A 22,145-nucleotide genomic window follows, 5' to 3' on the forward strand; every position below is an offset into this window, starting at 1 on the left:
ACCTCTTCTAATGATCAATACAATTTTCTCTTAGTTTTGATAGTATAGCTGATTTAGTGCAATTTTCGTACAAAAAAACGCTCGATTATTCTCGAGCGTTTAAGATTGAGATAAGCTATTTAATTTTTGTAGCCACAACTATTCCTCTAATAATCGGAATGGCCATTACAATTAGCACTAGTGGTAGGAACCACCAACCAAGACTCTCTGCCTCTCCAAGTGCAATACGTACCATTTGGAATGATATAGCTGTAAATATAATTAGACAAAGGTTTTTTATTTCATTCAATATTTTTCGGCTATTTAAATAAAACGCCTCTACATTACTTTCGTTTAAGCGTGCTGGATAATTATGAATATGCGGAATTTTTTCAAGTAATCCTAGTAATATCCACAGCAATATTCCGATAAACGGAAGGATGAGTAACTCTATTTTTGAACCCCACCGATTAACTTCTCCTGCACCATTAAAATGACCTGGAATCTTCTCGGGTAGTTGTCCCCACATTACAACAATATAAAAAATGGACAGTATAAATAACCCGCCACCGATAAAGTCCCCAATCTTTTCATATCTTGTTTTCGGCAATTTCAAAATTGGCCTATACATATCTTCCCACATCCTTACTTGTTCCTTTATCCAATTTACGTTACTACAGTTCAATTAGTTTCAAATTTATGTAAATTGTCATAATTTTCGAGGTATACAGGTAACTATCCGCCTTCACTTACTGTAAAAAAGCAAATTATTCAGCTTTTTTATCATTCTACCTACAACTATTTACCTTATTATTCCTAATGTATATTGTAGGAATACTCGCAATACTTTGTAAAATTCATATAATCTGATATAAATGGTATAAACACATTTCATTTTTTTGTAACATTTCTACTAAATTACTGAGAAAGGAAACGACAACTATGCGATTTACTATCTACAAGAAGTTAGTACTCGGTTTTTTTATTGTTATTTTAGTATTAGTTGGCACAATCGGATTAAATTTCAAACAGCTTAATTCAGTAAACAAAACATATCGTGTGTTACTCGAAGAACAAACAACTAAATCTATTAGTATTCAAGAGCTACGCGCAATTGCTAAACAAGAAATTGTAAATATTAGAGGTTATCTATTACTTGGGGGCGAGCAAAATTTTCAAAGTAATACGGCTTCACGTGAAGAGTTTAAAAAGAAATATGATGAATTAAAGGCTTCATTCGATTCTCAAAAATCTAGCGATTTATTAGAGGCAATCAATAAAAGCGAGCAAGATGTCCAAAAGTTCGCAGATCGAATGTTTTCATTAAAGGATGCTGGAGAAACAGAGCAATACGAAAAGCTCGATAGTACACAAGGTCGCCTACTTATAAAACAATTCGATAACCGTGTAGCTAACCTTGCTAACTACCAAGATGATTATATAAAAGAAAAAATCGCTGCTACATCTAAAGAAATTCAAGCTATTAAATTCCAAATGATAATTCTTGGCATCTTCGCTGTTGTCACTAGTCTCATCATTGCTATGGTCATGGGAAGCCTTATCTCCCGCCCTATCAAAAGTATGGCAAAAACCGCTAAAAAGATTACTAATGGCGATTTAACAGCTGAGCAAATTCACATTAAGAATCGTGATGAGGTAGGTGATTTAGCAATTGCCTTTAATCAAATGGCAGTAAATTTAAAGGATCTTATTACAAATGTACGGCATAATACTGTACAAGTAAGTGGTTCTGCTGCTGAATTAACCGCAAGCGCTGAACAAACAATCCAAGCGACAGAACAAATTACTTCCTCTATACAAGAAGTGGCAAGTGGCTCCGAGGCCCAAGGGAAAAATGCTACTGAAAGTTCAGCAGCTATGAAAACTATGACAAAAGGCATTCAGCAATTGGCTACGACGACAGCTGCCGTTTCAGAGCTTGCTATAGAAACAAATACTGAAGCTAATAAAGGAAATGAATCACTACACCGTGTTATTACACAGATGGACACAATTAATTCAGCGGTTTTAGAATCTGCTAGCGTTGTGAAAAATTTAGGAAATCATTCCTTTGAAATCGGAAATATTATTGGTCTCATCACGGATATCGCAGAGCAAACAAATTTACTAGCACTAAATGCTGCGATTGAGGCAGCTCGTGCAGGGGATCATGGTCGCGGCTTTGCAGTAGTTGCAGATGAAGTGAAGAAATTAGCAGATCAATCCAAGCAATCAGCTGAACAAATAGCAAGTCTGATTTCAGAAATACAACAGGATACAAACCGTGCCGTAACTGTTATGGAAACTGGAACACAAGAGGTAAAAGTCGGTATGCAAGTGGTAAAGGTAGCTGAGGAAGGCTTCTCAACAATCGTTAAACTGATCGAACAAGTATCCCAACAAATTCAAGAAGCAACAACAGTTTCAGAGGAAATGTCATCAAGTGCTGAGCAAATTTACGCATCCTTCGATGAAATTGCAACAATCGCACAGATGTCTTCTTCAAATCTACAAAATGTAGCTTCTGCTTCTGAAGAACAACTAGCAACTATTGAAGAAGTTGCCGCTTCTGCTGCCACACTATCCAACATGGCCGAGGAATTACAAACACAGGTTTCGCGTTTTAAAGTGGAGTAAAAAGTCTTTTCAAGAAGCTTGTATTATTAAAGGTGTTCAATCTCCCGAATCATATTTGTTAATTAAATACGATTCGGGAGATTACTATGTCTTTGAAATCTAGAATACGCCCTTTAGGAGTCCCCAGCCTCCAATTTACGTGGCATATATTTTAACAAACAAAGCCTCCGCTTTTGGTAATAAGACAACATTAAGGCTTTTACATAAGACAGAAAAAATATAATTTTTAGAATTTTATTGACAAATTAAAAATACCCAAGTATCATTGCTTTCAACAACACATTATTGTAGGCCAAGATTGGAAATAGTAGAAATGCAAGTGTACTTGTAGAGAGTCGGTGATTGGTGCAAACCGATAGGCACACATTTTGAACTCGTCCATGAGCCACTCCCTGAACTTTGAGTAAGGGACGTCGGTTTCCTCCGTTAACGGGATAGACAGTGACTGCTGTCGATAAGGGGACTTTTTCTGTAAAGAGAAGGTCAATTAGAGTGGTACCGCGAGCATAAACTCGTCTCTATATTTTTACATAGAGACGGGTTTTTTATTTTTATTGAAAAATGACCAATGTGTAAATTTTGTCTCTAGCTTAGAGCTAACGGTTCAAAGCAGAGACAATATCAATATAATGACAACTACAACAGAAGGAGTGTTTGAAAATGGGAAGAAAAATTTGGGTGTTTGATACAACTTTACGTGACGGCGAGCAAGTGCCTGGTGCAAAACTAAATTTATATGAAAAAGTAGAGATTGCACAGCAACTCAAAAAATTAGGCGTCGATATTATCGAGGCTGGTTTCCCGGCTTCATCACAAGGAGATTTTGATGCAGTTAAAGCTGTCGCACAAAAAGTTGGTCATACGAATGACATTATGATTACTGCTTTAGCACGTGCTGTGCAGGCAGATATCGATGCTGTTTATAACGCTGTAAAATACGCTGAAAATCCTATGATTCATATGGTGCTCGGTACTTCTGATATTCATGTTGAGAAAAAATTTAGCAAATCCAAGGATCAAATTCTACAGATTGGTGTTGATGCAGTAAAATATGCGAAAACTCTTCTTCCACAAGTCCAATATTCAACAGAAGACGCATCTCGTTCAGATTTCGAGTATCTTTGGAAAACCATCGAAGCCGTAATGAAGGCTGGTGCAACAATGATTAATGTACCTGACACAGTCGGCTTTGCAGAACCAGAAGAATTTGGAGCGATGATTTATAAACTAAATGAGCGTATGAAAAATCTAAACGATAGTGTTTTGTTGAGTGTTCATTGCCATAATGATCTTGGTATGGCCACTGCTAACACGCTTGCTGCGATTAAAAACGGCGCGGATAAAGTAGAATGTACAATTAACGGCATTGGCGAACGCGCAGGAAATGCAGCATTAGAAGAAGTCGTCATGGCATTGAAAACACGTGGCTCTGTATACAATGCTGAGACACGTATTAACACAAGAGAAATTATGAATACATCTCGTCTTGTTTCAAGCTTTATGGGCTTAGACGTACAAGTAAACAAAGCGATTACTGGGGATAATGCTTTTGCCCATTCCTCTGGTATTCATCAAGACGGCCTTCTAAAATCTCGCGATGCTTATGAAATTGTACATCCAGAAGATGTAGGTCTTGACGATATGGAGCTAGTCCTGACAGCTCGCTCTGGGCGTCACGCGGTGAAAAATGCCCTTGAAAAACTTGGCTTTTCCAATCTTTCAGCAGATGAGTTTGAAGGAATTTTCGAAGGCTTCTTAAAGCTTGCGGACGCAAAAAAAGAAGTTTACGATCACGATTTATATGTTATTGTGGAAAGCTATTATGAAAAACATGACGCAAACAATGCTAATGCCACACATTATAGTGATCAGTTCTTTGACTTCGATGATTTACAAGTCGTCAGCAACGCAAGCTTCCCTTCAGCAAGTGTGAAAGTACGTAAAGGAGGGCAGATATTTAAAGCAAGTGCAATTGGCTCAGGTCCGATTGATGCCCTATATTCTGCCATCGCAGAAATTACAAACATTGATGTAAAACTTGTAGAATATAATATCAATAGCGTTTCCCGTGGTAAAGAAGCGCTTGGAAAAGTAAAAATTACAATCGATCATGAAGGTGAAAAATATATCGCAAAAGCGGCAGATACAGATATTTTAAAAGCGAGTGCGCTAGCTTATATTAATGCTATCAATAGTATTGTTGTCGCTAAATTAACGCCTGTTATGAACTAAATAAATTATGCCTCGGCATAATTGCCGCTGTCTCACAGATAAATTGCCACTAGACTTGGCGTTCTTAGACTGAGTCCCTCTATTTCAATGGATGTTTGAACATCGCTGAAAAAAGCTAAAAGCAGTATGACATTATTGCGTCATACTGCTTTCATTTTTCCTATCGACTACCCTCTACTAACTTTTGATATTCCTCTTCAATTAATTCAACATCAAGACGTTCAAACAGTGGTGTCACTTCACTAATGCTTGCTGGTAATTCCACTTGCTCATGCCACATTACTTCATTGATCTCTAACATTTTTCTCACCTTCTCAGCTGAAAACGGTAAAAATGGATGTAACAGCTGTCCAAGATTAGCAATTATATAAACACACGTTGCAAGTGTTTGATTGCTAGCTTCTACATTCTCTTTCACCTGTAGCCACGGCTGCTGCTCGTCAAAATAGCGATTAGCTGCACGAATGTATTCAAAAATAGCCTCTAAAGCTTGTTTAAAATGACCCGCTTCTATATGAATCCCAACATCATTAAATAGCTGAATCGTGTTTTTTCGAATAATGGCATCTATCTCGGCTTGAGGCACTTGACGATCAAACGATTTTTCTAAAAACTTCAATGTTCGATTGACAAAATTACCATAAGCGCCAAGTAATTCGCCATTATGGCTATAAATAAATTCTCGCCAAGAGAAATCAGTATCACGATTTTCTGGCGCATTCATTGTTAAAAAATAACGAACAGAATCTGCCTCGTATCGACTCAAAATATATGGCACCCATACCGCCCAGTTTTGGCTCGTCGATAATTTCCGTTTTTCTAATGTCAAATATTCGTTTGATACAATATGTGTAGGTAAAGCCTTTGCCCCTATCCCCATAAGAATGGCTGGCCATATAACTGTATGGAACGGAATATTGTCTTTACCATGCACATAATACGAAATCGTTTCTTCATTCCACAAATCTTCAATAGCTATTTGATGCTGCTTCGCCCATTCAATACTCGCTGTTAAGTAACCTGCTACTGCTTCAATCCACACATATATTTTTTTGCCTTCAAAACCTGGTACTGGCACATCGATACCATTTGGTAAATCCCTTGTTACTGCGCGGTCTGGTACCCCTTCTGCCAAGTAACGTTCTGTTAAACCTAAAGCATTGTCTCGCCAGCGTTTTTCCGCCTTAGCCTCCGCTAAATAAGTCTCCAATCTCCCTTGAAACTGACTAAAAGCAAAATAAAAATGCTCTGTCCCCTTGATAATTGGCTCATTCCCACAAATTTTACAGTGTTTATCGATTAAATCGAGCGGGTCTAAAATTGTTGAGCAATTATCACATTGATCACCACGCGCCTTCGCACCACAGTTTGGACAAATCCCCTCTACAAATCGGTCCGGTAAAAACTGCTTGTCCGTTTCACAATAGGCTTGTTCAATTTTCTTTTTGTATAAAAAATTGTTCGCTAGTAGCTGTAAAAAAATCGTTTGAACAGATTCATGATGGTGCTGCGCATCTGTTCTCGTATACAAATCATAAGTAAATCCTAAATCATTGAAGCATCTTGTAAACTCCTCGTGATAATGATCAGCAATTGCTTCCGTTGTCGTGTTTTCCTGTGCAGCCCGAATAGAAATCGGCGTGCCATTACAGTCACTTCCCGAAACATACAAGACCTTTTCGCCTTTTTGTCGGTAATATCTAGCCAAAATATCACCCGGTAATAATGCAGCAACATGCCCTAAATGCAAAGAACCATTTGCATATGGCCACGCACCTCCAATAACAATTGTCATCCTAAGTTGCTCCCCTCGAAAAAAATTGTAAAAAAGTGCAAATAAATTACACCTCGGCGTAATTGCTGCTGTCGCTTCGCTTTCGCGCAGAAAACATTTGCCGCTGTCGCGATAAACAATGCGTCTGGATTTTGAATTGTGCTAGCACAATTCTTCCTTTTAAAATCCATGACATCCGCCGGAGGCTTTATCTTCATTCAAGTAAATCTTGAATGAAGATAAAAAAAACGCCCTAATCAAAATTGATTAGGACGAGTATACCCGTGTTACCACCTATATTTACAAATAGCTCACACTATTTGCCTCCATCAGTACGTCTCATCTTATTTAATCCATTATGCCTCTGCATAATTGCTGGAAGAAGCAAGAGATACTGCCGCTGTTGTAACGAGTGCCCATCTCGTCGTAATCTACTCGCAAACTTGCTTTCGGTACGAAGCTCAAAGGTCATTTTCAAAAGGGGTCATTTACCTCATTTCCACCAACAGAGGCTCTCTATATAATGCTTCTCCAATTTACTTTTCCTTATCAATGCTTTCACTATAGATTTCCACCATTTTACTCTTTCTTCTTTTGAATTGCAATTGCATGTCGATAAATATCTGAAAGTTCTCGATAATATGAAAAAGTTAGGTGATAAATCAAAGAATGTAGTCGATGAATTTTATCCTAGCAGCTTTAAATAAAGTAGCTCATTTAAATCATCAATAATAATGTCTGCTTTCTGTAATTCTGTGTCCTGCGCAAAGTCGAAACGTACACCAACAGAGAGTAACTGATTGTCATGAGCCGCCTGAATATCAGAAGAACGGTCACCTACTACTGCGCCGCGTTCAATGGCATTTTCCTCGATGACCTTTTTCACTAAATCAGATTTATGACCGCTCGAAATGGACTGAATACTATATGTATCTTTGATAAAACGCTGTAATTGATAGGTTTCTACTATTGCTTGTAAATACTCTGTTTGCCCATTACTGGCGATGAATAAATCATAGTTTTCTGCCAACGTAGCAAGTGTTTGCTCTGCATTTGGATATAATGCGCCTTGGCGATTACGTATTTGTTCAATAAGCTTAACATGGAATAATACGTTGCTTTCTTCACGTGTCTCTAGCGTATGCATAGGACATAACGTTGCCCAGACAACAGGTAATGGAACACCCATAATTTCGTGGTATTTCTCTATTGGTGTTTCTCCCTGCCACAAGCCCTTTGCACGCAACACATTAAACGTTGCCGATAATGCTGGCTCTAATATTAGGTTTGTTTGAAATAAAGTACCATCCATATCAAAAATAATAGCTTTTTTCATAAAATCACCCCTTCTAATGTTATGAACGTTTTCTACTTTTTATTGTTTCTCTTTAATGCCATTTAAATAATATGCCCCCTATAGTTCCTAAAACTAAAGGGGGATCATATTTTTAAGGTTCTAAGGGTACCACTATTTCTAATTCCTTCATTTCCTCCCAATAACCCTGCTCGTTCGTCTTACCTGGTTTAAGTGTAAAAGATTTCGGCATTTTCTCCATAGGAGGCAGTACTATAATAATATGATGTCCATTATCCTTGGTCGCACCCATTTGTATATTCTCCCCATCGTATAACTCTCCTTCACTATCTGTTACCTCAAACTCAAAAAATGGCCATTTATCATTTCTATCTAATTCGTTTGGATAATCTACTAGGACATCTATACGTGTCGATAGCGGTGTGAATGAAACCTGCCCAACGTTTAACTTGTATAACCCATTGTTAGTACTAGCTATTACATTTGGATGGATCTTAACAACTTCTTCCTTTAATTTTTCAAGAGTAAAATCTACATGCCAATTACCTTTGTAGCCAAATAAATCGCTTCCATCTAATGCGACTTCAATGTTATTTCCGTATATATCTGCATTTGATAAAGTTAATTCATGATGTTCAATAATCGTGTTTTTATCTATATCATCTTGACCTGTAGAACCGATCGCAACATCTATTGGCTCCCCATTGACAGTAAGCTTATTCGTACCTACTACCTCTTCTTTTAAAGAAACACCATTCTGCCCTGTATAAGCAACCGTAACTAATAATCTATTACCATCATATACCGCTTCTTCAACAGCCATTGTAAGACCTGCATGTGTATCCTCCTTTCCTATTTTTGTCATCAAATGATTTTGTTCAATCTTTTCAGCTGCAATATCCCCAAATTCAGCATAAATAACCCCAATATAAGGTACATTGGCCAGTGCAGTCGCTATTGTAGGGGATAAAAACCCTGCACCTAGTAGCGCTATACATAATCCACAGGCTACTAAAAGGGGTTTTATAATTCTAATGTTCCGTTTCTTCTTTTTTGCAGCACGCATTGCCGCCTGCTCTCGCGCCATCAATTGTTGAAGTGGAATATCGATACGATCAATAGATTGATTATTATTTTCCTTACTCATACAAGTAGCCCTCCCTTAAGACTGGTTTTAATTCTTTCTTAGCTCTATTAATATAGGACTTCACTGTTCCTTCAGGACAGCCCAGCATTTTTGCAATCTCTTTGACAGAGAAATCATGATAAAAACGTAACCACAAAATCGTTTTATACTTGTCATCTAATGTTTCAATAGCCTCTTTTAAATCCACTGAATAAGTAACATTCTCCATATTTTGATTTCCTGCTATCTCTGCAAAAAACGCCGCATCTCCAGAAGTGAATTTCCTTGAATCTTTTCTAATAAAATCAATAGATTTAAAAGTAACGATCTTAACAATCCACCCTGGAAAACTGCTTGGATTCTTTAATGTTTTCAATGTTGTATAGGCTTTATAAATAGATTCTTGATAAATATCAAGCGCATCCTGCTCATTTCGAACATACGAGTAGGCCGTGCGATATAATTTCTCACGCATCAAAACGATCAACTGTTCAAAGGCTTCATCATCCCCCTTTTTTGCGCTTTTAACCAATTTTTTTATATCCACCTAATCTCCTCCTTCTAGCTACACTTTAAAGTCGTTTTGAGAAAGGAAAACGTTGCAAAAAAAAATAGATGTCCTCCTTTTAGAGACACCCATTTTTTAATTTTAATCAAAAAGCTCCATATGCATTTTTTCCTTCTTATAATAATCCAATCGGTCCTGTAAAGTCCTGTATGAAATTCGAATTTATGACCGTCTGGATCTGTGAAGTAAATCGATTTTTTATCTCGTACATCTCTTTGTCTGCCTTCCAGAATGTTGACATTATGATGGACTAGCTTTTCATACATTTTGTCAAAATCGTCCTCCTGGATAGAAAACGCTATATGTGTATAGGATTGATGTATGTCATCGCGTGGGATATCCCTTTCTACATTCAGGGCAAGCCACAGCCCATTTACATCTAAATAGGCTGTACTTCTACCCTTCACTAATAATTTTGCGTCAAAAACCTTTTCATAGAATGCGATGGATTTCTCTAAATTTGACACTGTAAATAATAAATGATTTATGTTTTGGATTGTCATTTTCGTACCCCCAACTATGAAATCGCTGATAAATCGCTCACTCTTATATTAAGTTCAATTTGATTTTTTGCCCTTCTTTAAGCCTTTCGCAATTTGCTTCGATTTGCGTTGCTCATTTAGTCTTGCTTGAGCATTTGTTTTGCGTTCGATAAAAGCAAGCTCTCTTTGCAATTTAAAGTAGCTTTGGAGACGTGATCGTTCAAGTACACCATCTGTAATTGCTTGCTGTACAGCACAGTGTGGCTCCTTCTGATGTGTACAATCCCTGTAACGACAGGCCGCAGAAAGTTCCTCAATATCCTGAAAACTAGCGGATAAGCTATCACTCTGATCCCATAATTGTAGCTCCCGCATTCCAGGTGTATCAATTAAACAGCCGCCTTCTGGCAATAAAACTAACTCACGATGTGTTGTTGTATGGCGCCCCTTCGCATCATCTTCACGAATATCTGAAACTTTCATAAGCTCCACACCACTAAGAGCATTTGTCAATGTGGATTTCCCTGCCCCAGAAGAGCCAAGTAATGCGCCCGTCACACCTTCCGTAAATAGCGCACGAATATCTTCTAAGCCCTCGCCTGACAGCGCACTAGTCACAAAAACATCTATACCAAACGTTACAGACTCAACCTCACGTATTTTACTAGAAACATTTTCACAAAGATCTGCCTTCGTCAATACAACGATCGGCTTCGCACCCGAATCCCACGCAGCTACTAAATAGCGTTCTAAACGACGAATATTAAAGTCTGCATTTAAGCTCATAACAAGAAGTACGATATCAACGTTCGATGCTACAATCTGCTCTTGTATTTCCAGCCCCGCGGTCTTGCGGGAAAAGACTGATTTTCGTGTAAACAATTTATGAATGATCGCCTTTTCCTCACCAGGCATTTTCTCAACTAGCACCCAATCTCCTACTGCGGGAAAATCTTCACGTGCTAATGATGTATAGGCGTAATGTCCAGCAATCGTTGCCAGCCACTCTCCTTTTTCAGCTAGTACACGGTAGGAATGCTTATGCTCTAAAGTAACCCTAGCCGGCACACAATTCGCCAGCTTAGCCTCCTGTTTAAATCCAGTCATTTGCTCTTCAAAATATGTTGAAAATCCTAAAGTTGTTAAATTCAAGTTGTTTTCCTCCTAAATGTGAATATCCTTTGTACTCCATTGATACAAACACAAAAAACCTTGTCTCTGCGCAATTCGGCAGTTACAAGGTTCACAGGCACATTTAAGAGAATATACAAATCACCACAATTGTGATTTAAATACACGGCGTGGTCAATTTATATATTTTAGGCGTGTGAAACTGAACAAACCGAATTGCAGTTCGTTAAAAACGGATCTATTCATCATGTCACATCACCTACTTTCGATTTAATTATTTCCAATATAGCGGAATATCCCTAAATTGTCAATTATCTTCTAACAAGCATGTATCCCCTCCCCCCCTGCATACAATAATCAAGACCACTATTGGCGAAGGAGATGTTGAATTGTCAAAAATCATTTCTATCAGTACATACCAACCACCGTACACATTACAACAAATAAACGCAGAGGAGCTAACAAAGGAACTTTTCCATGCGAAAATCCCTAAATTAGAACGTTACTTAAAAGTTTTTGAGAATGGTGGTATTGCAACACGCCATTTTTGTGTACCACCTGAATGGCATCGTACTGATCATTCCTTTGAGGAACGAAACGATTTATATATTGAACTAGCTACACAATATAGCATTGATGTCATTCAAGCCTGTTTACAAAATGAAACGTTTTTACAATCACCGGTTTCTCCTAAAGACATTGATGCCATTATTTTTGTAAGTAGTACTGGTATTTCCACACCAAGTATTGATGCACGAGTTATGAATAAACTTCCTTTTTCAGACAGACTTAAACGTATTCCACTTTGGGGACTTGGCTGTGCTGGTGGTGCGGCGGGTGTTAGTAGAGCCTATGATTTTTGTCGTGCCCATCCAGAAGCAAAAGTTCTTGTCGTTTGTGTCGAGCTTTGTAGTCTAACCTTCCAACCAAATGATTTTTCAAAAAGCAACTTAATCGGTGCGTCTCTTTTTGCAGATGGAGCCGCATGTATACTCGTCTGTGGAGATGACGTGAATATCGCGGTAAAAAAAACAATACCTGCTATTATCGGGACTGGCTCTAAATGGATGCCAGATTCAGAAAATGTTATGGGTTGGAATATTAAAAACAACGGTCTACATGTCGTTTTTCAGAAAAGTATTCCTGCCATCATCACCAATTGGCTTGGCCCATTCATTGAACAATTTTTATTGGAACATGAACTATACAATGAACAGCTTACCCATTTCATCGCACATCCCGGCGGTAAAAAAGTGTTAAAAGCTTATGAAGATACTCTGTATCTAGCTTCCAAAAAAACCGATATTTCTCGGGAAATATTGAAATATCACGGAAATATGTCATCTCCTACGGTGCTATATGTATTGGAGCAATTTATGTTAAACGAAGGACAAGTAGAGGATACTGGCTTGCTCGTCGCTCTCGGCCCTGGCTTCTGCGCTGAAGCTGTATTACTTAAATGGAGGGAGTAGCATGATAATTTACATTATTTTGATCCTCGTCATTCTACAAAGATTGACAGAAGTTTTCATTGCAAAACGCAATGAAAGATGGATGCTTTCACAAGGAGCATATGAAGTTGGTTCTTCTCATTATCCATATATGGTTTCTTTGCATGCCGGTTTTTTCCTATTTTTAATTATTGAAGTCGTTACTAATCATAAAAGTTTATCACCTTTATTTCCGTTATTATTTTTATTATTTATTGCCGTTCAAGTATTACGCATTTGGTGTATCCGTTCATTAGGGTCTTTTTGGAACACAAAAATACTCATATTGCCGGATGCAGAAGTTGTACGGAAAGGCCCTTACACATTTATGCGTCATCCAAATTACGCTGTAGTTTGCTTAGAAATTATGCTTCTACCTTTAATGTTTCAAGCATATTTTACAGCATTTTGTTTTACACTTTTAAATGTGACAATGCTGTCCGTACGCATTCCACTTGAGGAAAAAGCCTTGCGAGATGCGACAAATTATAATCATGTATTTCACAAGAAGATTTCGGAGTCTTAGCCGAAATCTTCTTTGTTTCGCTTTCGCTACCTAAACACTTGCTGAAAGAAGTTAATGCCATTCCCAATTGAAGGGATCTTGTAAACCTTCCCATGAGTTATTAAACTCATCTTCCGTTAATAAACACTTGTCTAGTTCTTTTATAATCGCCTCTTTATCTAAATCAACACCAATAATAACGAGCTGTGTCATGCGATCTCCAAATTCCTCATCCCAATCCTCTACTACCTCAGGACTTTGCAAGAAAACATCCTGCTGTTGTTCCTTTGATAAAGCGGCTACCCAATAAGAAACTGGTTCTATTTTTGCCGAAGAACCTGCCTGTGATAGTAATAATGCAACATTCTGATGTTTCGCACTCCAAATAATACCCTTTGCTCGGACAATCGATTCTGGCATATGATCACACCATTCTACAAATCGCATTGGATGGAATGGTCTACTACGCTTATAAATGAAAGAAGAAATGCCATACTCCTCCGTTTCCGGTGTATGATTTTCATGACCAAGCTCTAATTCCTTTAACCAGCCAGCAGATTCTGATACCCGTTCAAAGTCAAAGCGTCCAGTATTTAAAATCTCAGCTGGCTCTATTACACCGTTTACTGTACGAATTAGCTTGGCTTCAGGTTGTAATGCACGTAAAATACGTTCTAATCTTTCAAGCTCTTCATCTGATACTAAATCACATTTGTTTAATACAAGGACATCACAAAACTCGATTTGGTCAATGAGTAAGTCGGCAACATCCCTTTCATCTAACTCGCCGACTGCCTCCTTACGCTCTAAAAGGCTTTCACCCGACTGAAAATCATGCCAAAAACGATTCGCATCTACAACGGTCACCATCGTATCAAGTTGGCAAAACTTTGTTAAATCAATACCAAGCTCCTCATCTAAATAGCTAAATGTTTGAGCAACAGGTATTGGTTCGCTAATCCCCGTCGATTCAATTAAAATATAATCAATAGTACCGAGCCTTGCGAGACGCTCCACCTCCTGCAATAAATCCTCACGTAGCGTGCAACAAATACAACCATTCGATAACTCCACAAATTTTTCCTCTGTTCGTGAAATGCCGCTTCCATTTGCAATTAGTTCTGCATCGATATTAATTTCACTCATATCATTGACGATTACAGCAACACGCATATCTTTTTCATTTTGTAAAACGTGATTCATCATTGTTGTCTTACCAGAACCTAAATAACCACTTAACACTGTAACGGGAATTTTCTTTGTCATCTTTACAACTCCTTAAATCGTAATCATTACTATTTATAGTTTATAATTAAAACATAGAGTCCTACAAAACGCAACGCTAAAAACTTTACGGAAATACGGTATTGACATATTTCACTAAAAATAATAATGTATAAAGCGTAATTATTACGATTTAAAAGGAGGTTATTTTATGCGTGTACAAGTGACATTAGCCTGTACAGAAACAGGTGATAAAAACTATATCACTACAAAAAATAAACGAACTAATCCAGAAAGGCTGGAGCTTAAGAAATATTCACCACGTTTGAAAAGAATTACATTACACAGAGAAACGAAATAATATGTATTACGTCTAAAATCCACTAGTAACATAAAAATGGCTGTTTCAAAAGTGTCTTGTCGTACTTTTGAAACAGCCTGCAACACAAATTTTATACAGTTTTATCAGTATTGATTTCTATAGTCAGCTCGTGCAATTTGTGGTCCAGATCCTCAAGTAAGCGTAATTTATGATTCAATTGCTTCTCAAAATCAATTGATTGAGCAAACACCTTATTTACTTGGGCATCTATATGTGTAAAAAACCCTGGATTCATCATCGTTTTTCCACTCGGGGAAAGGCTATATTTTTTTACATCCGCTAATTCTTCCGTTAATTTTGCTATCTCACTGCTTTTCTCCTCTATTTCTTTAGTTAAATACTTATTAAGATTGTCTGAATTGGCTTGTTCTAATCGGGATCTTTCAAGGGCTTCAATGATAGTATTCATTTGTTGGCTTATATCCTTTGTAAAAACATTCAGCTTCTTTTCAATGCAATCCACTATAGTCTTATCATGAACATCTGAATTCGCAGAAAGAAATTCATCTTTAGTGGATTTTAACGTTTCCTTCATTAGCTTATTTTCTGCACGCAGCTCTTCTAATTCCTTTAATAAACCCTCTATCGAAGAAAGTTGTTTTTTTTTCTGGGTTTCTCTTGCTTGTATATCTTCATAGTAAATCTTTAATTTTTTTTCATGGTCTCTCTTCTGCTTTAAAAGCTCCATCGAAAGATCCTTTTTCTGTTTTGTTAATTGAACATTTTCCCGCTCTAATCTCAGTACTAGTGAATAATAATCACTATCTCTGAGCCTTTTAACTTCATTTTTATATTTCGCTAATTCGGCTCTTAAAAAAATGATCATTTGCTGCAACTGAATAGGATCATTGTTTTTAACAATATCATTATCCACACTCGCGCCTCCTATCACGACATTTGTTTAAGTAAACTAATCACTTCTTCAAATTGCTCCTTGCTATCCTCTAATATCTCATCAAGCCGCTTGATAATCTTAATTTCTATTTCCTCATCACCAATTTCTTCAGCTTTGCTCTTTTCTCCTGACATTAAATAGGCAAGAAGTAGATTCAATGTGCCTTTTTCGAGATAAGCAAAGCTGTTATTTTTCGTATTATTATAGTTAGATAGATTCGTAAGCTGTTCCTTTATTAGTTGATGGACAACACTATCTATTTTTTGATTTATATTTTCAGACTCACTCATTTTCATCCCCCTGTGTATGACTAATTCCATTGAGATTAATTGGATTTAAGACGACGACACCATCTTTTAGCTCATCACAATATGTAAAACCCATGATACTTCCTGAATAAGAAAAATTATGACCCCACTTAATCTGAAAGTTAGGAAATGATAATGTTTCATTTGGCTCTAACGTTGTTTTTCCTATAGGTCTAAGCCAGAATTCCTCCTTGCTCGATTGATCATTGATTCGCTCCCAGCTACTGTTGCCTTTTAAATTTGGTGCGAAATGTTCATAAACATACCTTCCAGAGAAAGAGAATGGAGAGTCTTCAGGCAGTTTTATACATAGATACGGATTCGTTATAGGCTGATTACCTATATTGCGAATATGATAAGAGCCCAAGCATAAGCTTTCCTCATCAGGATTATAAGAAATATTGAACGAGGACGTGAAATAACTAATGATGTTGACACTATCCGGAATAATAAGCTTCTCAACCGTTTTTTTAATTTCATGAACATAAAAATCTGTTTGTTTTTTTAGTTCATTTATCTTTTCTTCCACATGATCGATACGAGTAGTCATAATTAGTACCCCCTTACCAATAGTATTTAATTAACCAACCTACTTTAAGCGCTAGCTACTGTCTGAAATATTTCATAAAAAAAAAGAGAGGATTAACCTCTCTTTATAATATGATTTTCTTCTATGTGTTAGTACCATTAACCAACTGTTGGGAATATAGCAGGGCACTGCTGCGGGCGTACTACACCCGGACATGCGAACGGTAATTCTGCTCTTGGTTCGCAGAAAGTCGCTAAGAATTCCACAGTTACTGGGAATGTAGATTGAATACTTTGGCAAACAGATACAGTAATCGTTAATGCAGAAAACGTAATTGTACCTGCTCCAGCTGTTAATGTTCCAGTTGTACACACGAAACAATCTAAATCCGTGAATAAAATTTCTACATCTGTCCCTGTTGGCGCACATAATGTAACTTGTTCGCAACGAGAAAGTGGAATAGTATTGCTTGTGAACATAGTGCCGTTCGGTAAACAAACAACTATTGTAAGAATAAAATTCTTTTGAATAGTTAAATTTTGAAGACATACAGTTGCACCATCAATTGAGAATTGGCGATTCTCACGGTTCAAGATAACAATAGGATTAGTTGTTGATGGAACTACCTTACATGTAACTACTGCACCTGTTAAATCAGTCGTTGGCGTTACTCCTGGAAAAGTAATTGGTCCAGTAGGGGAAAAATCAAACGACATTTCCTTTACAATCCAGTCAAATACCTTATCGACGTTTATACAAATAAGTTCTTGCGCCTGGGATGGCATATTCTCTAGCATCCTTTTGACACCTCCATAATTTTTTTACCTTTCGTTTGTATCTTATGTTTTCTAACTAAAAGTGCATGGGCTAAAAAGTAATTCGTTCTGATTTTTATTAATCAATTATGCCTCAGCAACATTGCCGCTGTCGCACAGATAAATTGCCACAGGGCGTTGCGTTCTTACTGAGTTCCTCTATTATTAGCAGGTGTTTGGACACCTGCTGAAAAGTAACTTAAATCAGCATGTATCACATCACCTATAAAGGCGAGAGACTTCTGTAACTGATGCTTCACTTTCGCTACAAAAAATAATTACTGAAAGAAGTTAAAATACTTAAGTATCAGTATGAATCGTTTTTGCTTATACCGCCCTTTCTTAAGGAGAAACTAAAATGTTTGAAAGGACCGGTATATTTGTAACAGAAAGTAAACATTTTTAATAAAATATAAATGGACTGAAAGGGGTGAAATGCAATGGAAGATTCAAAGTTGTACTCCACTCAAGACATTGAAAAATTGAAGCAAAAAATAGAAGGCTACAAGGATACATTAACTTCATTAAAAATGGGAACTTCAATTGAAGATTACCTATTTATGAAAATGGATTTTGATGAAATTAAATCGCAAATGGCACTGTTAGAAGAGCTAAACGAAACAATAGATGATAAGCAAAAAAATTCACAAATCAGAGGCTATGAGGAGCAGATAAAACTTCTATCAGCACAAATTGAGTCTTTGAATCAAACAATTGAGGAAATGAACCGAGATATACTAAAGGTTTTAAACAAATTACTGACGATTGAAAATACCGAAGCTCCAACCACTCCACCTAAAACTGAAAAAATATTTAATTTTATTGCTAACGGTGCTCAGGGGGATTCGATCATTACACAGACAACAAGCCCGTCGGCGAACACATCTAAGCAGCCCTCTTATAAAATGCTACAAAATCTGGCAGGTAAAGCAACAAATACGCAATTAGATGTAAACAATGGTACACCTTCTACTCGCAACGGAAATCAAAAAGATGTACCCGAGGAACGCCATTTTAATCAGCAATACTTTCAATCAATAAATACTCATCCAAGCCAAATATATAATGGCTTATATAGAAATACTAACACTGAATCCACCTTCCATTTTAAACACGCTACGAGCACACAGGAAATTCCAGTTAGTATCAATGGACCTGCCTTAGCGCCTGACGATGCCTCAACTCCTGAAAATTACAGAAAAAAAAATACTGCTGTCACTGTAGCTGAAATGAACGCTGCCATAACGAATGAGCCAAGCAATCTTGAAGTACTTGAAACCGTTATTGAGCCTGTCATTCTGGAAGCGGCCGAAAACGTTATTGAACCTGTCATTCCGGCAGTAGCCGAAAACGTTATTGAGCCTGTCATTCCGGCAGTAGCCGAAAACGTTATTGAGCCTGTCATTCCGGCAGTAGCCGAAAACGTTATTGAGCCTGTCATTCCGGAAGCGACTGAAATGGTTAATGAGCCTGTCATTCCGGAAGCGACTGAAATGGTTAATGAGCCTGTCATTCCGGAAGCGACTGAAATGGTTAATGAGCCTGTCATTCTAGGAACAGATAAAGTGGTTAACGAGCAAGTGGACGCAAATAAATCACCTATTTTAAAAGGTGATGAATGTGAAATTGTTGAACCTACATTAGGGGAAGTATATGAAACCCATGCACAAATTGAAGAGATAAACGAATCACATGAGGAAAACCAGAAAAAAGAGAAGGGTTCTTTATTTTTCAATTTCTTTCGAAAATGGAGTTAGTTTTAAAGTTGGTGTGTACACAGTATAGGATCAATCTAGATTTATACGATAAACTTGTCCAATACGTATGAAAATACATATTGGACTTTTTTTAATTAACCAAATAAGCAGAAAGTCAATTTCATTATAGAATACTTGCCATTGACAAAAAAACCTCTAAAAAGGCCTCCATAATATCCACATATAAAAACTACAATGTGGATATTTGCCCTAACCCTATAATCTTAGCTGAATAGAATAATGAAGAAAGGGGGTGTAAAAATGTGTATGAATTGTATGAATTCAACGTGCGGCGGCTGCGCAAATCAAAATAATCAGTGTAATGCACTTGGTCCTTTTGAAGCTATTGAAGCTGCATGTATTACGACTCCACCAGCAACAGGCTCCATCATCCCATTCGCATCAGGAATAGTTCCTGTTGTTTTAACATCAGTTCTTGGTGGCGCTATCGGTACAGTTAGTCTTGTAGGATTCGGTACGTCTATTCCAGGGGTAACTCTTACTGGTACAAATATAGATTTAACTGCCGCTACAGGAACAGAAGCCTTTTCAGTTCCACGTGCTGGTACTATTACATCTATTTCTGCATCATTGTCTGCAACAGTTGCCGTAACCCTTACAGGAACAGCAACAGTCAGAGCACAAATTTACCGCGCGGTTGCGGGAAGTAATGTTTTCAGCCCTACAACAGCATTTGTTGATTTAGCACCAGCTCTCTCAACAATAGCAGTAGGTACTATTACATTTGGTACTGCAAACGTTGCACCAGTGCCAGTAGCTGCTGGTGATCGCTTATTAATGGTGTTCTCCATTACTTCCTCAGGGATTGTTGCTACTGTTACTGGTAACGCAAGTGCAGGAATTAATATTGTATAAAAAATTATGTTCGTAAGTTAGATAAAGCTACTATATCATTATCCTTGTAACATACGATATTTACTTGAAAACAATTTCAAAAGTAGGCGATTTTCTTCAAGATCTGGAAATCGCCTATTTTCACTTTGGAAAAATTCTTTATTTAGCCAAAGCAAGATGAATATGAGCAAGATGATGTTTCCCATGCCAAGCATATAAGGCTACAGCTTTTTCAAGTGTCATTAATCCTGAATCAGGATGATTAAATGCTCGTTGTAATTGCTTTGCTGTTAAGTTTGTTAGCAAATAAACCCAGCGTTCATGTAAGCTCTCAATCATTTTATAAGATGTTGAAGCAGGCATTTCCGAATCCGGAAGCTGTGCCCATTCCACTTCGTTATAAGGTTTAATTGTCGGAATATCCTCCGTCAAAGCTAGCTTAAAACGGATGTAGCTATTCATATGACTATCTGCAATATGGTGGACAAGCTGCGTAACAGTCCAAGCATTTTCTCGGTAGGATTTCGTTAATGCTTGCTCACTTGCCCCACTAAGTGCCTCTGCTAGTTGTTTCGGTAATAGACGAATATCCTCCACCCATTCCTGTACCTGCTGTGCTGTAACTACTTCCGGAAATTGAAATTGTCCAATTGGATATCGTAAATCGGTCATAATAACTATCCTCCATTTCTATTTTCTTACTTTTTATTTTACCAATTTTATAATTCTGTCGCTATTCGCATTCATTCCGCTAAGCAAAACCCTCATTTTATAAGAATCTCAGCTTACAAAACGAAGGTCATTATGTGAAATATTCACTCTCTATTCATGTATATCGTAAATTAACGTATCAAAATAACTTTCATTTATATACAGTAAAATCGCCCATTCCCCCGGTTTTGGGATTTTTACACTTGATGGTCTATGGGCATCTGCACCATTAACAGGACCACCAAGCCCTATAGTCCAGCCATCTACTAAGATAGGGTGCACTGTTTTTGAATCTTTATGATACCCGACAATTGTTAACTTGGTATCACGACCTTCTGCAATTCCCCAAAGATGCCACATCCATTTTTGAGTGTTTAAACTCGGCATATTAGCACCGATAACACCTGATTTATCCTCATTACCAATAATACCTCTCTCTCCAAACTCTACAGCCTTTTTGTCCCAATCAATCGATTTGAAGTCACTTTCTTGCACAAAGTCAGGTAAATCCTTTGGCAGGGTAACCGCTTTCTCATGCATTGTACAACCTACCAACAATAACAACACTGTTACCATAAGTACCCATCGCCTCATTACTACACTCCCTACTAGTCATAGTTATTTCATTAAACGAATGTATCACGCAAATGTTACAGAGTATTTAGAAAATTACACACATTCTTTTATTCTATAGATCTCATCACAAATTTAACTAACGACTTTAGTGGATGAGTGATCGTTAAAGCTGTCTCTTTTTCGAATTGCCGTGCTGCCTCAACCATTGAAAGCTGTGCAACTGAAATATACTGCTGTTCCCCTGCTACATCATGAAGGGCTTGTATAATAACATTATTATATGCATCCTTTTTTCCCTGAATAATCAGTTCAAACGTATTGTCGATAATTATTATTTCAGTATTAATGGTTTTTTCATGTAGTAAAGCGTATTGTTGAAGTCTGTTCATCGTACCTTTAACGGTTTCAGGGTTTGTAAAAAGAATCGTTTGAGGCTGTTTTTCTTCACATACTGTTTCAAAGAAGGGCTCATCTATTTTCATAATGGGAATAGAAAGCTCCAGCTGTTCTTTCTCTAACAATGCAATATAATTCGTGCACGTTATTAAAATGGCATCCATGTTACAGCTTTCCATCCATTCAAGTTGCTCTTTCACCTTAAAAGCAAACCCTTCAGTCCCTTTTGATACTTGCTGTATAAGACCTGGATCCACAAAATGTACTAGTTCTACTTTCTCAATGTTTTGAAATGCCTGTTCTATATACTCGATATTTGAATAATGTGCATGTAAACAGCCAAGCTTTTTCTTCAAGGCTAGCCCCCCTAATTAGTAAGCTGTTTCTCCATTGTCACTACAGAAAGCGAAAAACCGTTACGATTTTCTTCCTTGCTTTCTTTTGTAACAATATATCCC

The 22,145-nt window shown here is 37.3% G+C and carries 21 protein-coding genes, 1 pseudogene and 2 other annotated features; of the genes and pseudogenes, 7 read left to right on the forward strand and 15 right to left on the reverse strand.

All coding sequences use genetic code 11. From position 1 onward, the window contains the following. Positions 1-115: 115 nt before the first annotated feature. A complete protein-coding gene (locus tag ACIQZA_RS09770) occupies positions 116-610 on the reverse strand; it encodes a DUF1648 domain-containing protein (RefSeq protein WP_142508601.1) in 495 nt (164 codons plus the stop codon). 311 nt (positions 611-921) lie between these two features. On the opposite strand from ACIQZA_RS09770, the gene ACIQZA_RS09775 reads away from it, so the two are divergent. Together ACIQZA_RS09775 and ACIQZA_RS09780 are read left to right on the forward strand one after the other, a co-directional pair. Further along, positions 922-2,616: a methyl-accepting chemotaxis protein gene (locus tag ACIQZA_RS09775; RefSeq protein ID WP_402881342.1), complete on the forward strand. Its 1,695-nt coding sequence runs from the start codon at positions 922-924 to the stop codon at positions 2,614-2,616. 285 nt (positions 2,617-2,901) lie between these two features. Further along, positions 2,902-3,139 (forward strand) — a binding site (T-box leader). 137 nt (positions 3,140-3,276) lie between these two features. Beyond that, complete coding sequence (locus ACIQZA_RS09780; RefSeq protein ID WP_402881340.1) at positions 3,277-4,848, forward strand: 2-isopropylmalate synthase; 1,572 nt, start codon at positions 3,277-3,279, stop codon at positions 4,846-4,848. Positions 4,849-5,008: 160 nt separating this feature from the next. On the opposite strand, the gene metG is transcribed toward ACIQZA_RS09780, so the two are convergent. From metG to rsgA, 6 genes and pseudogenes are all read right to left on the reverse strand, one after another. Next, a complete protein-coding gene (gene metG, locus ACIQZA_RS09785) occupies positions 5,009-6,643 on the reverse strand; it encodes a methionine--tRNA ligase (protein ID WP_402881337.1) in 1,635 nt (544 codons plus the stop codon). Between the two features lie 244 nt (positions 6,644-6,887). Then, positions 6,888-7,184 (reverse strand) — a binding site (T-box leader). Between the two features lie 123 nt (positions 7,185-7,307). Beyond that, a complete protein-coding gene (locus ACIQZA_RS09790; RefSeq protein ID WP_402881335.1) occupies positions 7,308-7,958 on the reverse strand; it encodes an NIF family HAD-type phosphatase in 651 nt (216 codons plus the stop codon). A 112-nt stretch (positions 7,959-8,070) separates the two neighbouring features. Further along, positions 8,071-9,084, reverse strand: a complete 1,014-nt coding sequence (locus ACIQZA_RS09795) for a DUF4179 domain-containing protein (protein ID WP_400940020.1) — start codon at positions 9,082-9,084, stop codon at positions 8,071-8,073. Further along, a complete protein-coding gene (locus ACIQZA_RS09800; RefSeq protein WP_400940022.1) occupies positions 9,077-9,610 on the reverse strand; it encodes a sigma-70 family RNA polymerase sigma factor in 534 nt (177 codons plus the stop codon). The genes ACIQZA_RS09795 and ACIQZA_RS09800 overlap by 8 nt, the downstream gene beginning before the upstream one ends. Positions 9,611-9,712: 102 nt before the next feature. Then, positions 9,713-10,134: pseudogene (gene fosB / locus ACIQZA_RS09805) on the reverse strand (metallothiol transferase FosB). 54 nt (positions 10,135-10,188) lie between these two features. Then, positions 10,189-11,265, reverse strand: coding sequence for a ribosome small subunit-dependent GTPase A (gene rsgA / locus ACIQZA_RS09810; protein ID WP_400940024.1), 1,077 nt, complete (start codon positions 11,263-11,265; stop codon positions 10,189-10,191). A 368-nt stretch (positions 11,266-11,633) separates the two neighbouring features. Here rsgA and ACIQZA_RS09815 point away from each other — a divergent pair, with 368 nt between their 5' ends. Continuing rightward, positions 11,634-12,716 carry a type III polyketide synthase gene (locus ACIQZA_RS09815; RefSeq protein WP_400940027.1) on the forward strand — a complete coding sequence of 361 codons (1,083 nt, stop codon included), beginning with the start codon at positions 11,634-11,636 and terminating at the stop codon, positions 12,714-12,716. A 1-nt stretch (position 12,717) separates the two neighbouring features. After that, positions 12,718-13,260: an isoprenylcysteine carboxyl methyltransferase family protein gene (locus ACIQZA_RS09820; RefSeq protein ID WP_400940029.1), complete on the forward strand. Its 543-nt coding sequence runs from the start codon at positions 12,718-12,720 to the stop codon at positions 13,258-13,260. Between the two features lie 51 nt (positions 13,261-13,311). On the opposite strand, the gene ACIQZA_RS09825 is transcribed toward ACIQZA_RS09820, so the two are convergent. Next, positions 13,312-14,505: a GTP-binding protein gene (locus ACIQZA_RS09825; protein WP_402881331.1), complete on the reverse strand. Its 1,194-nt coding sequence runs from the start codon at positions 14,503-14,505 to the stop codon at positions 13,312-13,314. A 169-nt stretch (positions 14,506-14,674) separates the two neighbouring features. Here ACIQZA_RS09825 and rpmG point away from each other — a divergent pair, with 169 nt between their 5' ends. Continuing rightward, positions 14,675-14,824 (forward strand): 50S ribosomal protein L33, encoded by a 150-nt coding sequence (gene rpmG, locus ACIQZA_RS09830; protein WP_400940035.1) that lies wholly within the window; start codon positions 14,675-14,677, stop codon positions 14,822-14,824. 91 nt (positions 14,825-14,915) lie between these two features. Here rpmG and ACIQZA_RS09835 read toward each other — a convergent pair whose 3' ends face one another. The 4 genes from ACIQZA_RS09835 to ACIQZA_RS09850 form a co-directional block, all read right to left on the reverse strand. Continuing rightward, a complete protein-coding gene (locus tag ACIQZA_RS09835) occupies positions 14,916-15,719 on the reverse strand; it encodes a hypothetical protein (RefSeq protein WP_400940037.1) in 804 nt (267 codons plus the stop codon). A 14-nt stretch (positions 15,720-15,733) separates the two neighbouring features. Beyond that, positions 15,734-16,030 carry a hypothetical protein gene (locus ACIQZA_RS09840; RefSeq protein WP_400940040.1) on the reverse strand — a complete coding sequence of 99 codons (297 nt, stop codon included), beginning with the start codon at positions 16,028-16,030 and terminating at the stop codon, positions 15,734-15,736. Beyond that, a complete protein-coding gene (locus ACIQZA_RS09845) occupies positions 16,023-16,598 on the reverse strand; it encodes a hypothetical protein (RefSeq protein WP_400940043.1) in 576 nt (191 codons plus the stop codon). The genes ACIQZA_RS09840 and ACIQZA_RS09845 overlap by 8 nt, the downstream gene beginning before the upstream one ends. 137 nt (positions 16,599-16,735) lie before the next feature. Beyond that, a complete protein-coding gene (locus ACIQZA_RS09850) occupies positions 16,736-17,374 on the reverse strand; it encodes a BMQ_0737 family morphogenetic spore coat protein (RefSeq protein ID WP_132361363.1) in 639 nt (212 codons plus the stop codon). A gap of 458 nt (positions 17,375-17,832) precedes the next feature. Here ACIQZA_RS09850 and ACIQZA_RS09855 point away from each other — a divergent pair, with 458 nt between their 5' ends. After that, on the forward strand, positions 17,833-19,149 hold the full coding sequence (locus ACIQZA_RS09855; protein WP_402881327.1) for a hypothetical protein: 1,317 nt from the start codon (positions 17,833-17,835) through the stop codon (positions 19,147-19,149). Positions 19,150-19,410: 261 nt separating this feature from the next. Beyond that, a complete protein-coding gene (locus tag ACIQZA_RS09860) occupies positions 19,411-20,025 on the forward strand; it encodes an exosporium glycoprotein BclB-related protein (RefSeq protein ID WP_400940048.1) in 615 nt (204 codons plus the stop codon). 138 nt (positions 20,026-20,163) lie between these two features. Here ACIQZA_RS09860 and ACIQZA_RS09865 read toward each other — a convergent pair whose 3' ends face one another. From ACIQZA_RS09865 to ACIQZA_RS09875, 3 genes are all read right to left on the reverse strand, one after another. Continuing rightward, complete coding sequence (locus tag ACIQZA_RS09865; protein ID WP_400940050.1) at positions 20,164-20,676, reverse strand: YfiT family bacillithiol transferase; 513 nt, start codon at positions 20,674-20,676, stop codon at positions 20,164-20,166. Between the two features lie 150 nt (positions 20,677-20,826). Then, positions 20,827-21,309, reverse strand: coding sequence for a hypothetical protein (locus tag ACIQZA_RS09870; protein WP_400940052.1), 483 nt, complete (start codon positions 21,307-21,309; stop codon positions 20,827-20,829). 89 nt (positions 21,310-21,398) lie between these two features. Continuing rightward, positions 21,399-22,043, reverse strand: a complete 645-nt coding sequence (locus ACIQZA_RS09875; protein WP_400940054.1) for a hypothetical protein — start codon at positions 22,041-22,043, stop codon at positions 21,399-21,401. Positions 22,044-22,145 lie beyond the last annotated feature (102 nt).

The organism is Lysinibacillus sp. NPDC096382 (genome assembly GCF_044762845.1).
Taxonomy (GTDB): Bacteria; Bacillota; Bacilli; order Bacillales_A; family Planococcaceae; genus Lysinibacillus.

Bases quoted from the DNA above. Each gene is read 5' to 3' on its own strand.
- ACIQZA_RS09780 (WP_402881340.1), top strand. From the start codon at position 3,277: ATGGGAAGAAAAATTTGGGTGTTTGATACAACTTTACGTGACGGCGAG.
- ACIQZA_RS09795 (WP_400940020.1), bottom strand. From the start codon at position 9,084: ATGAGTAAGGAAAATAATAATCAATCTATTGATCGTATCGATATTCCA.
- ACIQZA_RS09860 (WP_400940048.1), top strand. From the start codon at position 19,411: ATGTGTATGAATTGTATGAATTCAACGTGCGGCGGCTGCGCAAATCAA.
- metG (WP_402881337.1), bottom strand. From the start codon at position 6,643: ATGACAATTGTTATTGGAGGTGCGTGGCCATATGCAAATGGTTCTTTG.
- ACIQZA_RS09840 (WP_400940040.1), bottom strand. From the start codon at position 16,030: ATGAGTGAGTCTGAAAATATAAATCAAAAAATAGATAGTGTTGTCCAT.
- ACIQZA_RS09855 (WP_402881327.1), top strand. From the start codon at position 17,833: ATGGAAGATTCAAAGTTGTACTCCACTCAAGACATTGAAAAATTGAAG.
- ACIQZA_RS09820 (WP_400940029.1), top strand. From the start codon at position 12,718: ATGATAATTTACATTATTTTGATCCTCGTCATTCTACAAAGATTGACA.
- ACIQZA_RS09775 (WP_402881342.1), top strand. From the start codon at position 922: ATGCGATTTACTATCTACAAGAAGTTAGTACTCGGTTTTTTTATTGTT.
- ACIQZA_RS09845 (WP_400940043.1), bottom strand. From the start codon at position 16,598: ATGACTACTCGTATCGATCATGTGGAAGAAAAGATAAATGAACTAAAA.
- ACIQZA_RS09790 (WP_402881335.1), bottom strand. From the start codon at position 7,958: ATGAAAAAAGCTATTATTTTTGATATGGATGGTACTTTATTTCAAACA.
- ACIQZA_RS09825 (WP_402881331.1), bottom strand. From the start codon at position 14,505: ATGACAAAGAAAATTCCCGTTACAGTGTTAAGTGGTTATTTAGGTTCT.
- ACIQZA_RS09770 (WP_142508601.1), bottom strand. From the start codon at position 610: ATGTATAGGCCAATTTTGAAATTGCCGAAAACAAGATATGAAAAGATT.
- ACIQZA_RS09850 (WP_132361363.1), bottom strand. From the start codon at position 17,374: ATGCTAGAGAATATGCCATCCCAGGCGCAAGAACTTATTTGTATAAAC.
- ACIQZA_RS09870 (WP_400940052.1), bottom strand. From the start codon at position 21,309: ATGAGGCGATGGGTACTTATGGTAACAGTGTTGTTATTGTTGGTAGGT.
- ACIQZA_RS09865 (WP_400940050.1), bottom strand. From the start codon at position 20,676: ATGACCGATTTACGATATCCAATTGGACAATTTCAATTTCCGGAAGTA.
- rpmG (WP_400940035.1), top strand. From the start codon at position 14,675: ATGCGTGTACAAGTGACATTAGCCTGTACAGAAACAGGTGATAAAAAC.